This window comes from Candidatus Providencia siddallii (assembly GCF_964026685.1).
Taxonomy (GTDB): domain Bacteria; phylum Pseudomonadota; class Gammaproteobacteria; order Enterobacterales; family Enterobacteriaceae; genus Providencia_A; species Providencia_A siddallii_A.
In genome coordinates this window covers 694,650-711,085 of record NZ_OZ034688.1, presented here as the reverse complement: position 1 = coordinate 711,085, position 16,436 = coordinate 694,650, and the positions used below count along the sequence as shown (strand labels likewise).

Below are 16,436 nucleotides of genomic sequence, written 5' to 3'. Positions count from 1 at the left end.
AAATTAAATTTATTATAAAAATATAATTTATTTATTTTTTAAGTTAATAATATTTTTATTAATTTAATATCATTTGTTTTATATTTTTTGATATAAATATATGATTTTATAAGATAAATATAATATTTTATATAAAAATTAATTTTTATAATATATATAGTATAAATTTAAGATAAATTTATTTATTTTTTTATAGAACTTAATATTTTAAATATAATTATATTTATATTTTTATATAAAATATAATGTTTTATAGTTAATAAAACATACTTTTACATTTATTTGAAATTTTAAAATTAATTTTTTAAAATAATTTTAGTTAAATATAATTAGTTAATGTTTTTTTATTAATTTTTTAAAAAAAAATATTTTTGTATTATATATTATTATTTAATACGTTATTTTTAAATTAGTATATAAAAAAATGTAATTTTTTATGTATTTTAATATGTATATCATATATAAATTAAAATTAATATTAATTTTAATTTTAATTTAAGATAAAATATTTTTTATTAATTAAATTAATTGATTACATAATATTCTTTATATATAATTACATTTATTTGAAAATAAAATAATAACTTTTATAATTATTTACATTATGTTATAAAAATTATGTATTTTATTTTTATTAATAGTATTATTTTGTAAATAAAATTATTTTATTTCAACAATGAAATGTTTAACTATGTATTATCAAATATTTAATATATAAAATATATGATATCTACTATTATTAGTAATAAATTTATTTTTTTAAAAATTATTTGTTTATTACTATTAAGTTGTACATCAGTTTTTAATAAAAATGTTTTTTATAAAAAAAATATAAAATGGGATATTCATAAACAAAATTTATTAAAGTTGCATAATTATCAAGTTCGTGGGTCTTTAATATATTCAAATGATAAAAATAAAATATATTCTAAATTTTTTTTTCAACGACAATTTTATCCTGAAAAATATCAATTATTTTTAATGAATCCAATTGGTAATGTTGAAATAGAATTTAAATTTGAAGATAATTTTTCATTTTTAAATATAAAAAACAAAGGAGTTTACGTTGGTGATGATGTAGATTATATGTTAATTAAGTTAATAGGAATAAGTATACCGTTTAATGAATTTGTTTTATGGTTAATAGGTTTACCTGGTAGTTCAATTGATTTTATTTTTAATGAAAATAATTTGTTAAAAACTATGAGATTTAAAAAAAATAATAAACAAATAGAAATAAATTATATAAAATATAATATTATAAAAATTCCATATTTACCAAGTGTTTTTGAATTACGTCAAGGTAATAATTTTATAAAATTTAAAATAGATGATTGGGTATTAAAAAAATGATTCTGACATGGCCATCTCCTGGCAAATTAAATTTATTTTTATATATAAATGGCTATAGAAAAGATGGTTATCATGAATTACAAACTTTAATTCATTTTTTTAATTATGGTGATAAAATAACTATATCTACTAGATTAGATAATAAAATTAATATACTTAATAAAATACCTGGAGTAAAAAATAATATAATTTTATGTGCAGCAAAATTATTACAGAATTATTGTCATAATGTTTTAAAATATACTAAGGCATTAGGTGCAGATATAAGTTGTGAAAAAAGATTGCCAATTGGTGGAGGATTAGGTGGTGGTTCTTCAAATGCTGCTACAACATTAATAGCTCTTAATGAACATTGGTCTACAAAAGTTTCTGATGATGTTTTGGCAGAATTAGGTAAAACTATTGGAGCTGATATACCTTTTTTTGTAAAAGGTAAGTCTTCGTTTGCTGAAGGAATAGGTGATGTTTTAACTCCTGTTTTTTTAAAAGAAAATTGGTATTTAATTATTAATAATAAAATAAAAATATCAACTAAAGAAATTTTTTTAGATCCTTTATTAGATAGAGATTCTCCAAAACAACAATTATCTACGTTATTAATTAATCCTTATACAAATGATTGTGAAAATATTGTAAGAAAACGTTTTTATAAAATTGATAAACTTATTTCTTGGTTATTAAAATATGCAACTTTTAGATTAACAGGAACAGGTTCTTGTATTTTTTCTGAATTTAAAACACGTTCTGATGCTTTAAATTTATTAAATCATCTTCCAACATGAATAAAAAGTTTTTTAGTAAAAGGAATAAATAAGTCATCATTACATGAGTTTCGTTCTAAAATAACTAATATAATATAATATAATAAAGGGTTTTATGTGTCTGAAATAAAGGTTTTTACTGGTAATGCAATCCCAGAATTAGCTCAACGTGTTGTTAATAATTTGAATATTAATCTTGGGGATGTATTTGTTGGTCGTTTTAGTGATGGAGAAATTAGTGTTCAAGTTAATGAAAATGTTCGTGGTAGTGATGTTTTTGTAATACAATCGACTTGTGCTCCTACCAATGATAATTTAATGGAATTAATTGTTATGGTTGATGCATTACGTAGAGCTTCTGCTGGTAGAATAACAGCAGTAATTCCATATTTTGGTTATGCTAGACAAGATCGTCGTGTTCGTTCTGCTCGTGTTCCAATAACAGCTAAGATTGTAGCTGATTTTTTATCTAATGTTGGAGTTGATCGTATTTTTACTGTTGATCTTCATGCAGAACAAATTCAGGGTTTTTTTGATGTTCCTGTAGATAATGTTTTTGGAAGTTCTATTTTAATTGATGATATTTTTCGAAAAAAATTAAAAAATCCAATTATAGTATCTCCTGATATCGGAGGAGTAATTCGAGCTAGAGCAATTGCTAAACTTTTAAATGATACTGATATGGCTATAATTGATAAACGTAGACCTCGTGCAAATATTTCACAAGTTATGCATGTTATTGGTGATGTTTATGATCGTGATTGTATTTTAATTGATGATATGATTGATACCGCTAGTACATTATGTAATGCTGCTAAAGCCTTAAAAGGTCGTGGGGCAAAACGTGTTTTTGCATATGCTACTCATCCAGTATTTTCAGGATATGCTGCGAAAAATATTAAAAATTCGATTATCGATGAAGTTGTTGTTTGTGACACAATACCTCTTTCTAAAGAAATAAAAATGCTTAATAATGTGCGTATATTATCGTTATCTGGTATGATTGCTGAGGCATTACGTAGAATTAGTAATGAAGAATCAATTTCTGCAATGTTTAAGTATTAAATTATTTTAAAAATTATTAATAATATGATTTTTATATAAAAATTTTAAAAATATTAATTTAATGTTGAGTTAATTTATTATATAAATATAGATTTTTTAAAAAATGTTACTTTAATAAAAATGAATAACATAAAATTAATTGTAGGACTTGCAAATCCTGGATTAAAGTATATTAAAACTAGACATAATATTGGATCTTTATACGTAAATTTATTGGCAGATAGTTTTAATGTAAAATTAAAGCAAGAAAAAAAATTTTTTGGATTTACTTCGTGTATAAATGTATGTGATAAAAAAGTTTTTTTATTGGTTCCAACAACTTTTGTTAATTTAAGTGGAATATCTGTTATATCATTAGCTAATTTTTATTCTATTAATATAAATGAAATTTTAATAGCACATGATGAACTTGATTTATTACCTGGAATTATAAAATTAAAATTTGGAGGAAGTCTCGCTGGACATAATGGATTAAAAAGCATTAAAAGTAATTTTAATAATAGTGTAAATTTTTATAGATTACGTATTGGAATTGGTAGGCCTATAGATAAAAATAATATTGTTAATTTTGTATTAAATAATCCTACAAAATATGAGAATGATTTAATTAAAATTGTAATGAAAAAAGTAATTGATTATACAAAAATTTTTTTATCTAATGAATTAGTTAATTGTTCACGTATTTTTAAAGCATTATAATACTTGTAGTATTAAATTTGTGTTATTTAAAAATATAAAATAAATATTAATTTATCAATAAAGGTAAAATGATATGGGATTTAAATGTGGTATTATTGGTCTTCCTAATGTTGGAAAATCTACATTATTTAATGCATTAACTAAATCATCGATTGAAGTTGCTAATTTTCCTTTTTCTACAATTGAACCAAACAATGGTGTTGTATTTGTTTCAGAACCTCGTCTTATTAAATTAGCTAAAATTGTAAAGTCAAAACGTATTATATCAACTACTATGGAATTTGTAGATATAGCCGGTTTAGTAAAAAATGCATCTAAAGGTGAAGGGCTTGGTAATTATTTTTTATCTCATATTAGAACAACTGAAGCGATCATTCATGTTGTTAGATGTTTTGATGATAATAATATAATTCATATTAATGGTTGTATAAATCCATTAAATGATATTAATATAGTAAATACAGAGTTAATATTAGAAGATATTAATATTTGTGAACGTGCAATTAATCGTATAAAAAATAATAAAAAAAATAATAAAAAAAATATAGAAATTGAATTAGATGTATTAATGAAATGTTTGTTTCATTTAGAAAAAAATAAACTTTTACGTACGATCAATTTGTCTTTAGAAAATAAATTAATTATTAATTATTTAAATTTTTTAACATTAAAACCAACAATGTATATTGCTAATATTGATAAGAATTATTTTAAAAAAAAATATTTAGATGAAATTTATAATATTGCTAATCTTGAAAATTCTGTTGTAATACCTATATGTGCTTCAATAAAAAAAAATATAGTCAATTTTAACGAAAAAGAAAATAAAAAAAATTTTTTTGATTTTTATGTTAAAGAAGATTTAGATAAAATTATAAGTGCAGGATATAAATTATTAAATTTACAAACTTATTTTACTGTTGGAAAAAATGAAGTACGTGCATGGACAATATGTGTCGGTTCGACTGCTTTACAAGCAGCTAGTAAAATTCACAGTGATTTTGTAAAAGGTTTTATACGTGTACAAGTTATTGCATTTAATGATTTTGTTAAGTTTTCTGGAGAAAATGGAGCAAAAAATGCAGGAAAAATGCGATTGGAAGGTAAAAATTATATTGTTAAAGATGGTGATATTTTAAAATTTTTATTTAATGTATAATTATCTTAAAATATGCATATTGTTTTTATTATATATTAATTAAAATGATTACATATAATTTATATATTAATTAATATATTTTTTTATTTTTTAATAATTATTAAAAATAATTCAGTTTTTTTATGTTTAATATTTTTAAATTATATTTTTTGTATATTTAATAGTAATTTTGATTTTATTTTACTCAAAATAAATATATAATTCAATATAAAATTTAAATAAATAAAGATATTATTAATAATTATTAGATTTATTTTTTTTATAAATAATTATAAGTTTATATAATTGTATTGATTATATTATTATTTATAATAAATTACTATTGTTATATAATAATTTATTCTTGTGGGTTTTGTATAACTAATGAAATTTTCTATAAAAGAAAAATTAAAAGTGCTTCAAGAACGATATAATATAATTGAAAAAAAACTTATTGATACTAATATTATATCAGATCAATATCGTTTTCGTGAATTATCAATGGAGTATTCTAAAATATCTAATATAATAAGATATATTAAGAGGTGGAATAGTTTACAGGAAGACATAAAAGTAGTAGAAACAATGTTAAATGATTTTGAATTAAAAACAATTGCACAAGAAGAATTAATAGAATTAAAAATAAAAAATAAAAATATCGAAAAACAACTTAAGTTATTTTTAACGTCAAATGATATAAATGATGAAAACAATTGTTTTTTAGAAATCAGAGCTTGTTCAGGAGGATCTGAAGCTGCTATTTTTGCTGGTGATTTATTTCGTATGTATACTCGTTTTGCTGAAAACAAAAATTGGAAAATTGAATTAATGAGTTTTCAACATGGAGAACATGGTGGTTTTAAGGAAGTTATAATAAAAATTTTAGGAGATAATGTTTATGGTAAATTAAAATTTGAATCAGGTGGACATAGAGTTCAACGAGTTCCGGAAACTGAATCTCAAGGTAGAATTCATACTTCTACATGTACTGTGGCAATTTTACCTGAGCTATCAGAAATAGAGTCTCCAAAAATTAATTTATCTGATTTACGTATAGATACGTTTAGATCATCTGGAGCAGGTGGTCAACATGTTAATACTACAGATTCTGCGATACGTATTACACATATGCCAAGTGGTATTGTTGTTGAATGTCAAGATGAACGCTCTCAACATAAAAACAAATCTAAAGCTATGTCTGTATTAGCTGCACGTATTTATCAAGCAGAAAAAGATAAAAGACAATTAATTAAAGATTCTGAACGGCGTAATTTATTAGGATCAGGTTCGCGTTCAGATCGTATTCGTACGTATAATTTTCATCAAGGGCGAATTACTGATCATCGTATTAATTTAACATTATATTCTTTAAATGAGATTATGTCTGGAAAATTAGATTTATTAATTAGTCCTATCATTGATGAATATCAAACAGATAAATTAATGGAATTGTTAGAAAATTAATGAAATGTATAGATTGGATAAAACAAGCAACAATAAGGTTAAGTTTTAGTAATACTGCAATAAAAGATGTTGAAATTCTTTTGAAATATGTAACTAATTATAATTATGCTTATATTTTTGCTTTTAATGAAATAAAATTGACAATAAATGAATATAAAACTCTTGAGTTATTCTTACAAAGAAGAGAAAAGGGAGAACCAATTGCTTATATTATTGGAGAATATGAATTTTGGTCTTTATCATTTTATGTGTCACCGGTTACACTTATACCTCGTTCGGATACTGAATGTTTAGTTGAACAAGCTTTAATTAGATTAAGTAATAAACGTTATAAAATATTAGATTTAGGAACTGGGACAGGTATTATAGCTTTATCAATTGCTTTTGAATTGCCAAAATGTTTAATAATTGGTGTTGATATTAATTATGAAATAATTAATTTAGCGAAAAAGAATCAATTTAGATTAAATATATTTAATGTATGTTTTTTAAAAAGTAATTGGTTTTCTTCTTTGTTATATCAGCGATTTGATATGATCGTTAGTAACCCGCCTTATATTAAAATAAATGATATTCATTTAAAAAAAGGTGATTTAAGATTTGAACCTATTATTGCATTAGTAGCATATGATAATGGTATGTCAAATTTAGCTTATATTATTAAACAATCTAAAAAATATTTAAAAAAATATGGATGGGTAATTCTTGAACATGGTTATAAGCAAGGTTTGTCTGTACGTAATTTATTTAAGTTTTATGGATATAGTAATATTAAAACATGTGTTGATTATAGTAAATGCGATAGAGTTTCATTAGCTCAATATATATAATAAAACAGTTAAGATTTTTTTGGGTAAAATATTTATTTTTAAAATATAGCAAATATTTTATAAAAAATTGAACTTAATTATTAATTATTTAATAAATAGTATTTTTAACTAAAATTAGTATATTTTTTTATAAAATAATTATTTTATTAATTAAGTAATTTATAATTAAAATAATATAATTATATTAATTAAATATTAATAGTTTTATTAAATTAAGTTTTTTTGTTTTTTAATATTTTTTAAAAATTGATAAATTAAATATGCAACATAAAATAATTAATATTGGTAATATTAGTGTAGCAAATGATTTGCCTTTTGTTCTTTTTGGCGGGATGAATGTGCTTGAATCTCGTGATATTGCAATGAGAGTGTGTGAACATTATGTTAATGTTACTTTTAAATTAAATGTTTTTTATGTATTTAAAGCTTCTTTTGATAAAGCAAATAGAACATCAATATATTCTTATCGTGGTTTAGGATTAGAAGAAAGTTTAAAGATATTTCAAGAATTAAAACAAACGTTTAATGTAAAAATTATTACAGATATACATGAGCCAAAACAAGCAAAAATTGTTTCTGAAGTGGTTGATGTAATTCAATTACCTGCTTTTTTAGCACGTCAAACTGATTTAATAAAATCTATAGCAAAAACAAATGTTGTTGTTAATATAAAAAAACCACAATTTATTAATCCTAATCAAATTGGAAATATTATTGAAAAATTTATTAAAAATGGTAATGATAAAATTATTTTATGTGAACGTGGTACAAGTTTTGGATATGACAATTTGTTAGTTGATATGTTAGGCTTTAATGTTATGAAGAAAGTTTCTAATGGGTATCCTGTAATTTTTGATGTAACACACTCATTGCAATATCGTGAACCATTTTCTTTTGTTTCTGGTGGTCGTCGTTCCCAAGTATTAGAATTAGCTAGATCTGGTATAGCAATTGGTTTAGCTGGTTTGTTTTTAGAATCTCACCCAAATCCTGATGATGCAAAATGTGATGGTTTTTCTGCATTACCATTAGATAAGTTAGAACCTTTTTTAATACAAATAAAAGCGATAGATGAATTGGTAAAAAGTTTTTCTAAAATAGATATTAATAATTGATTTTTATATTTATTTTTTTTATTTTAAATTTTATTTTTATTTTTAGATTTTTAAAAATCTATTATTTTTTATATTTGTTTTATAAAAATAGATAATTTTGTAAAAAAGTATTTTTTTATAAAATTATATTTATTGTTAATATAATTTTAATAGGAAATATTTAATATATTAAAATTTTTTATAATAAAATATTATTTATGTTTATTTTATTTATATTTATATAATAATTTATAATATATACATATAATGAATATTATTAATAATAATTTGTAATATTTTATTTTTTATAAAAATATTTTTTGTTTTTTTTATTTTTAAAAAAATTAATTTTATTTCATGCGGTGAGAGAGGGATTTGAACCCTCGATACATTTTAGTATACACATTTTCCAAACGTGCTCCTTCATCCTCTCGGACATCTCACCATATATTTAAAGTAAAATATAATATATATTTAATTTTTATAATATATATTATGTTTAGTTTTTATACAATTAATATTTAGTTATATGAGTTAAGTATTAATTTAATAAAAATATTAAATAAATAATATTATATAAAATAAAAAGATAAACAAAATTTATAATTTAAGTAGTAATTTTTTTAAAAAGTTTTAATTTTTATAGATAATATATTATATTTTTTTAAAATAGTATAAATTAAAGTTATTTATATATTTAAATAATTTTATTTTATTAATAGTATTATATTTATAATATTTTTTTTAAAAGAATTAAAATTTAATAGTTAAATAATTAAATAAAAATATATTATATTATTAATTAATAAAATATTGTAAAAATTACAAAAATATAAAATATAATAATTAATTATGTTTTAAAAAATAAATGTAAAATTATTTTTTTTAAAGAAAATATAATTATTAAAAATTAATTTAATTAATTTTAAAAAAAATATTTAGTATATTTTTTTTATTTTTAATATTTTGTTTTATTTATTTAATATAAATAACTATTTATTATTTGATATATTAATTTTTAGAATTATAAATTATGAATTTATTTAAAATATTAACAAAAATTAGTTTTATGACGATAATGTCTAGAATTTTTGGATTTATTCGTGATGCTATAATTGCTAGAATATTTGGTGCTGGGGAGGCAGCGGATGCTTTTTTTATAGCATTCAAACTTCCTAATTTATTACGTAGAATTTTTGCTGAAGGGGCTTTTTCTCAAGCATTTATCCCAATACTTACTGAATATAAAAATAAAAAAGGAAAGGAAGCTACTCGTATTTTTATTTCTTATATTGCTGGAATGTTAACTTTAGTTCTTTCAATTGTAACTTTTATTGGATTTATTAGTGCTCCTTGAATAATTTATCTTGCAGCGCCAGGTATTAGTAAATATTTAAATAAATATGAATTAACAATAAAATTATTACGTATTACATTTCCTTATATTTTTTTTATTTCGTTAAGTGCTCTTGTTGGTGCAATTCTTAATATTTGGAATCGTTTTTTAGTGCCAGCTTTTACCCCAACATTATTAAATATTTGTATGATTGTATTTTCTATTTTTGCAACATCATTTTTTAATCCACCAATTATAGCGTTGGGATGGTCAGTATTATTTGGAGGTTTATTACAATTTTTATATCAATTACCTTATCTTAAAAAAATTGGTATGTTAGTTTTACCACGTTTTTCATTTAAAAATCAAGGTGTTTTTAGGGTTATAAAAATGATGTGGCCAGCTATTATTGGGGTATCTGTTGCGCAAATTTCATTAATTATAAATACAATATTTGCTTCATTTTTACAACCTGGTTCAATTTCATGGATGTATTATGCAGATAGATTAATGGAATTACCTTCAGGTATTTTAGGTGTTGCGATTAGTACTATTTTATTACCTTTATTAACTAAAAGTTTTATTAATAATAATAAAATTGAATATCATCAATTAATAGATTGGAGTTTGCGTTTATGTTTATTATTAACTTTGCCGTGCGCATTAGGTTTAGCTATTTTATCTAAAATATTAATTATATCATTATTTCAATATAGTAATTTTACTGCTTATGATTCATTAATGACGCAATATGCTTTAATTGCATATTGTATAGGATTAACAGGAATTATTTTAGTTAAAATATTAGCTCCTGGTTTTTATTCTAGGCAGGATACAGTTACTCCTGTAAAAATAGCTATTTTTACATTAATTTTAACTCAATTGATGAATTTAATATTTGTTATAAAATTACAACATGTTGGCCTTGCTCTTTCTACAGGTGTAGCAGCATGTTTTAATGCTGGTCTTTTGTATTGGCAATTATTAAAACAAAAAATATATAAACCTTTATTTGGATGGAAAATATTTTTTTTAAAATTATTAATAGCTTTATTTGTTATGGGATCTGTTTTATCTATTATGATAGATTGTATACCTTTTATATATGAAAAAGGTATGTTAATAAGAATGTTTTATTTATTTTTAGTAATTTTTATTGGTGGAATAAGTTATTTTATTACATTGTTTATATTAGGTTTTAGATTTTTAAGTTTTATAAAACTTAATATAAAATAATTGATATTTTATAATAAAATTTATATATATTTTATTATAAATTACATATTGTTTACAGTTTTAATGCCTAGTGTATCTAATCCAATTTTTAATGTTTTTTGTGTTAAAAGTGCAAGTTTTAATCTGCTTTGACGTTGATTTTTATTTTTTTCTGATAAAATAGGACAATTTTCATAAAATTTTGAAAATAATCCTGCTATATCATATAAATATGAACACATAATATGAGGTGTTCCTTCATTTGCAACTAAAAAAATAGTTTCTTCAAATTGGATTAAACGTGTTGCTAAAGCAATTTCATACGATGAATTTAAAAAAATAGGTAAGGTTAGTTCTTTTTTTTTAATATTACCTTTTTTAAAAATTGATGCAATGCGAGTATATGCATATTGCATATATGGTGCGGTATTTCCATTAAAAGAAAGCATATTATCCCAATTAAAAATATAATTTGTTATTCGATTTTTTGATAAATCAGAATATTTGATAGCCCCAATACCTATAATGTTAGATAGATATGATAAATTTCTTTTGTTTATATTTGGTTTTTTTTTATAAATTATATTTTTTGCTCGTTTAATTGCTTCATCCAATAAACTAGTTAAAGAAATTGTTGTTCCTGATCTTGTTTTAAATGGTTTTTTATCTTTGTTTAAAATCATTCCGAACATATGATGTTCAAGTTTTATTGAATCAGGAATATAATTAGCTTTTTTTGCTATTGTCCAAGCTTGAATTAGATGTTGATGTTGACGTGAATCTATATAATATAATAATCGATTTGCATGTAATTTTTCGTATCTGTATTTTATACAAGCAATATCAGTTGTTGTATATAAAAAAGCTCCGTCTTTTTTTTGAATAATAACACCCATAGTTTTTCCGTGTTTATTTTTAAAATCATCAAGAAAAACAACTATTGCACCATTATTTTCAATTGCTATTCCTTTAGATTTTAAATCCGAGATAATTTCAGGTAGCATGTCTTTATATAAACTTTCACCCATTATATCATTTTTAGTTAATGTTATATTAAGTCTATAATAAATTTTTTGATTTTGTTCAATTGTAATATTTACTAGTTTTTGCCACATTTCAATGCAATATTTATCACCAGATTGAAGTTTTACTACGTACATACGAGATTTTTTTGCAAAGTTTTCATCTTCATCGTATTTTTTTTTTGCTTTTTTATAAAATTCGTCAAGATTAGTAAGTAAAAAATTATTGTAATTTTTATTTTGTAATTTTTCAAGATATGCTATTAACATACCAAAATGAGTACCCCAATCGCCAATATGATTAGCACGAATAACTTTATGGCCTATAAATTCTAAAGTACGCGCCATTGCATCACCAATAATAGTTGAACGTAAATGACCTACGTGCATTTGTTTTGCTATGTTAGGAGATGAATAATCTATAATTATAATTTCTGGTTTTATTTTTGATATTCCAAGTTTATTATTAATTAATGCTTTTTCAGCTTGTTTAGCTATCCAAAATGAATTAAGTTTTATATTTATGAATCCTTTTCCGCTAATTTCTATTTTACTTACAATATCTTTTAGATTTAATTTGCTAATAACTTTTTTAGCTAATTCTTGTGGGCATATATTCATTTTTTTTGCTGCGTTTATAATACCATTTGCTTGATAATCAATATGTTTTTTTGATATTTGACGAACAACCAAAGCATTACATTCTTTTGGAGCTCCAAAAGAATGTAATGCTTTGGTTATTTTATTTGAAAGTATATAATGAATATTCATTTAAATTTTATATAAAATTAACATGTATAAATAATTCTATTATAAAACATTAATTTTATTTTTTATATAAAAATTTTTATAAAATTTTTGTGTTTAATATATTTTTATAATAAAATTTTGTAAAATTATATTTTTAAGAATAATTTTATTTTATTTATTTAAGTTAAATAAAAAAATATTTTTTAATTATATATAAAATTTTTTTTGATTTTTTAAAAAATATTTATAGGAAAATAAATGCGTACTAATTATTGTGGACATTTAAATATAAATAATGATGGTCAAAAAGTTATAGTTTGTGGATGGGTAGATTCTTATCGTAATTTAGGCAAGTTAATTTTTATTAATTTACGTGATCGAGAAGGTATAGTACAAGTTTTTTTTGATTCAAAAAATAATGAATTATTTAAAAAAGCTGTTGACTTACGTAATGAATTTTGTATAAAAATTATTGGTACTGTACGTATTCGTAAAAAACATCAACAAAATAAAAATACTAATACAGGAGAAATTGAAATATTTGCTGAAAATATTGAAGTATTTAATAAATCAGATCCTTTACCGTTAGATAATAATCAAATCAATATGGAAGAAAATCGTTTAAAATATAGATATTTAGATCTTCGTCGTCCAGAAATGTTTAAACGATTATATATTCGTTCAAAAATTACTAATTTTATACATAAGTTTATGGATGAAAATGGTTTTTTAAATATTGAAACACCAATACTTAGTAAATCAACCCCAGAAGGAGCTAGAGATTATATAGTGCCTAGTCGTATATATAAAGGTAAATTTTATGCATTACCACAATCACCTCAAATATTAAAACAAATATTAATGATTTCTGGTGTTGATCGTTATTATCAGATTGCAAAATGTTTTCGCGATGAAGATTTACGTTCTGATCGTCAACCTGAATTTACTCAAATTGATGTTGAAGCATCTTTTATTACATCAAAAAATATTATTAAAATAATGGAATATATGATTTGTAGTTTATGGTTTAAATTTAAAAATATTGATTTAGGTGTATTCCCAGTGATGACATATGCTGAAGTTATGAAGCGTTACGGTACAGATAAACCAGATTTACGTAATCCTATTGAATTAATTGATATATATGATTCTATAAAATATTTTGAACATACAACGTTTTTGAAATTAAAAAATAATATTGAAAAATGTGGTGTAGCATTAAAAATTTCTGGTAGTTTTTTATTAACTAATAAACAACTTAATGATTTTATTAAAGTTATTTTTGTTGATAATGTTGATATATTTGGATGGATAAAAATAAATGATTGTAGTAAAGGATTAAAGGGTATTCAAAGTTCAGTTTTTAAATTTTTAAATATTGATTTTTTAAAAACAATAATAAATTGTACATCTGCAATAAATGGAGATATACTTTTTTTTAGTATTGGTGAATATAATGAAGTATCATATTTAATGAGTATGATTCGTCAAAAAATAGGATATAATTTAAAATTAATTAAAACAGATAGTTGGCGTCCATTATGGATTGTTGATTTTCCAATGTTTAAAAATGATATAAAAAATACTTTTACATCTGTGCATCACCCTTTTACTGCTCCAAAAAAAATAACATTAAAAGATTTAATAAAAAAACCAGAAAGTGTAATTTCAGAATCTTATGATTTAATTATAAATGGATACGAAATTGGTGGAGGTTCTGTTCGTATAAATAATACTAAAATGCAAGAAATAGTTTTTGATATATTAGGAATTTCTAAAAAAGAACAAAATTTAAAATTTAAATTTTTACTTGATGCTTTAAAATATGGCGCCCCACCACATGCAGGTATAGCATTTGGTTTAGATCGTATAGTAATGTTGTTAACTGATACTGATAATATTCGTGATGTTATAGCTTTTCCGAAAACGACTTCAGCATCGTGTTTAATGGTTAATGCACCAAGTGATATAAATAAAAATATGTTATCTGATTTATTTAAATTTTAATATTTTTTAATAAAATAAAATAATTTAATTGTTTTAATTTTGAATTTTAATTAATATTTTTAATTTTTATAATAAAACTTAAAATAAATAAAATTGTAGAACAAAGAACAATTGACGGACCAGTTGGGGTGTCATAATAAGTTGAAAAAAATAATCCAGTTGTAATTGAAATAATACTGATTATTATAGATATAATTGCCATTTCTTCAGGGGTTTTAGAAAAAAATCTTGCTATTGCTGCTGGAATAATTAACAATGAATTAATAATTAATATTCCAATAAATTTCATAGTTATACCAATTGTTATAGCAATCATTAATAATAATAATAAACGAATTTTTTTAATGTTTATTTTTTCTACAAATGCTAATTCATAATTTGTTGTTATTGATAATAATTTATTCCAATTTATAAAAATTAACATAGAAATAATAAAAACCATAATACTAATTATTAATATATCATTATAATTTATTGATAATAAATCGCCAAATAAACAAGACATAAAATCAATACGAATATTTTTTATAAAACTGATTATAACAAGACCGAATGATAATGAAGAATGAGCAATAATTCCAAGGAATGTATCAATATTAAATTTAGATTGTTTTTCAATAAAAACTAAAATAAATGTTAATATCAATAATACTACTATTGTAGTATAAAACGGATTTATATTTAGAAGCAATCCAAATGCTATACCTAATATAGATGAATGTGCAATTGTATCACCAAAATAAGACATTCGATTCCAAATAATAAATGAACCTAATGGTCCAATTATTATTGACAATAATATTCCAGCTAACCATCCTGGAAATAATAATTCTATTATATTCATAATATAACCTTATTAATAATTTTATTATCTATTTTTTAGTTAGAATTGTTATGTTTGTGATTATAAATACCAAGCTGATGAATATTATTATATTTAAACATTGAAATAAATTCTGGATGTTTATATATAGTGTTAGGTTTTCCTGAACAACATATATGTTTATTAATACATAATACTTTGTCTGATTTAGCCATTACGAAATGTAAATCATGAGAAACCATTAAAATGGTACAGAATAATTCTGTTTTTAATTGATAAATTAAATTATATAAATTTATTTGGCCAGCAATATCAACTCCTTGAGCTGGTTCATCAAGAACTAATAAATCTGGTTTATTTAATAATGCTCGTGAAAGTAATACACGTTGTATTTCACCATTTGATAGATCTTGCATTTGTTTATTAATTAAATTTAAAGAATTAACTTTTTTTAATGCTAATATTATTTTTTTAATGCATGTGTTATTTTTTAGCATTATAAAACGTTTAACTGTTAAAGGTAACGTTGAGTTTAAATATAATTTTTGTGGAACATAACCTATAGATATATTAGTCTTTTTTTTTATTGATCCAGAAGAAGGTTTTAATAATCCAAGAACGATTCGTATAATTGTTGTTTTACCAGCACCATTTGGTCCTAAAAGTGTAATAATTTCTCCTTTTTTTAAATTAAATGTTATATTGCTAAGTATTTCTTTATTTTTAAAAAACATAGAAATTTTATTTAAACTGATTAATTGTTGCATTTTATTTTTTTTTTTTTTTTATATAATATGTATAATAAAATGTTATATTATTTAATAAATTAAAACAATTAGGAGACTATATATGATATACAAATTAAAATATATTTTTTAT

Annotated in this window: 13 protein-coding genes and 1 tRNA gene; 10 read left to right on the top strand and 4 right to left on the bottom strand. The window is 21.4% G+C overall.

Going from position 1 to position 16,436, the window contains the following annotated elements; translation table 4 throughout:
- The first annotated feature begins 723 nt into the window (after positions 1 to 723).
- From lolB to kdsA, 8 genes are all read left to right on the top strand, one after another.
- A complete protein-coding gene (lolB, locus tag AAGD61_RS03075; protein ID WP_341764974.1) occupies positions 724 to 1,383 on the top strand; it encodes a lipoprotein insertase outer membrane protein LolB in 660 nt (219 codons plus the stop codon).
- A complete protein-coding gene (gene ispE, locus AAGD61_RS03070; protein ID WP_341764973.1) occupies positions 1,350 to 2,213 on the top strand; it encodes a 4-(cytidine 5'-diphospho)-2-C-methyl-D-erythritol kinase in 864 nt (287 codons plus the stop codon). The genes lolB and ispE overlap by 34 nt, the downstream gene beginning before the upstream one ends.
- Before the next feature lie 18 nt (positions 2,214 to 2,231).
- Complete coding sequence (locus AAGD61_RS03065) at positions 2,232 to 3,179, top strand: ribose-phosphate pyrophosphokinase (protein ID WP_341764972.1); 948 nt, start codon at positions 2,232 to 2,234, stop codon at positions 3,177 to 3,179.
- Positions 3,180 to 3,299: 120 nt separating this feature from the next.
- On the top strand, positions 3,300 to 3,878 hold the full coding sequence (gene pth, locus AAGD61_RS03060; protein ID WP_341764971.1) for an aminoacyl-tRNA hydrolase: 579 nt from the start codon (positions 3,300 to 3,302) through the stop codon (positions 3,876 to 3,878).
- Between the two features lie 73 nt (positions 3,879 to 3,951).
- Positions 3,952 to 5,037, top strand: coding sequence for a redox-regulated ATPase YchF (ychF, locus tag AAGD61_RS03055; RefSeq protein ID WP_341764970.1), 1,086 nt, complete (start codon positions 3,952 to 3,954; stop codon positions 5,035 to 5,037).
- A 363-nt stretch (positions 5,038 to 5,400) separates the two neighbouring features.
- Positions 5,401 to 6,480, top strand: a complete 1,080-nt coding sequence (gene prfA, locus AAGD61_RS03050; protein ID WP_341764969.1) for a peptide chain release factor 1 — start codon at positions 5,401 to 5,403, stop codon at positions 6,478 to 6,480.
- On the top strand, positions 6,480 to 7,310 hold the full coding sequence (gene prmC, locus AAGD61_RS03045; RefSeq protein ID WP_341764968.1) for a peptide chain release factor N(5)-glutamine methyltransferase: 831 nt from the start codon (positions 6,480 to 6,482) through the stop codon (positions 7,308 to 7,310). The genes prfA and prmC overlap by 1 nt, the downstream gene beginning before the upstream one ends.
- Before the next feature lie 260 nt (positions 7,311 to 7,570).
- The gene (gene kdsA / locus AAGD61_RS03040) at positions 7,571 to 8,452 is read left to right on the top strand and encodes a 3-deoxy-8-phosphooctulonate synthase (RefSeq protein ID WP_341764967.1); all 882 of its coding nucleotides are present in this window, start codon (positions 7,571 to 7,573) and stop codon (positions 8,450 to 8,452) included.
- A gap of 312 nt (positions 8,453 to 8,764) precedes the next feature.
- On the opposite strand, the gene AAGD61_RS03035 is transcribed toward kdsA, so the two are convergent.
- Positions 8,765 to 8,849 (bottom strand) — tRNA-Ser (locus AAGD61_RS03035).
- A gap of 588 nt (positions 8,850 to 9,437) precedes the next feature.
- On the opposite strand from AAGD61_RS03035, the gene murJ reads away from it, so the two are divergent.
- Positions 9,438 to 10,976 (top strand): murein biosynthesis integral membrane protein MurJ, encoded by a 1,539-nt coding sequence (gene murJ, locus AAGD61_RS03030; protein WP_341764966.1) that lies wholly within the window; start codon positions 9,438 to 9,440, stop codon positions 10,974 to 10,976.
- A 41-nt stretch (positions 10,977 to 11,017) separates the two neighbouring features.
- Here the strand turns inward: murJ and argS are convergent, their stop codons facing one another.
- Positions 11,018 to 12,748 carry an arginine--tRNA ligase gene (gene argS / locus AAGD61_RS03025; RefSeq protein WP_341764965.1) on the bottom strand — a complete coding sequence of 577 codons (1,731 nt, stop codon included), beginning with the start codon at positions 12,746 to 12,748 and terminating at the stop codon, positions 11,018 to 11,020.
- Positions 12,749 to 12,985: 237 nt separating this feature from the next.
- Here argS and aspS point away from each other — a divergent pair, with 237 nt between their 5' ends.
- Positions 12,986 to 14,734, top strand: coding sequence for an aspartate--tRNA ligase (gene aspS / locus AAGD61_RS03020; RefSeq protein WP_341764964.1), 1,749 nt, complete (start codon positions 12,986 to 12,988; stop codon positions 14,732 to 14,734).
- Between the two features lie 46 nt (positions 14,735 to 14,780).
- Here the strand turns inward: aspS and znuB are convergent, their stop codons facing one another.
- Complete coding sequence (gene znuB, locus AAGD61_RS03015; RefSeq protein WP_341765307.1) at positions 14,781 to 15,572, bottom strand: zinc ABC transporter permease subunit ZnuB; 792 nt, start codon at positions 15,570 to 15,572, stop codon at positions 14,781 to 14,783.
- A 41-nt stretch (positions 15,573 to 15,613) separates the two neighbouring features.
- Positions 15,614 to 16,324 carry a zinc ABC transporter ATP-binding protein ZnuC gene (gene znuC, locus AAGD61_RS03010; protein ID WP_341764963.1) on the bottom strand — a complete coding sequence of 237 codons (711 nt, stop codon included), beginning with the start codon at positions 16,322 to 16,324 and terminating at the stop codon, positions 15,614 to 15,616.
- Between the last annotated feature and the right edge of the window lie 112 nt (positions 16,325 to 16,436).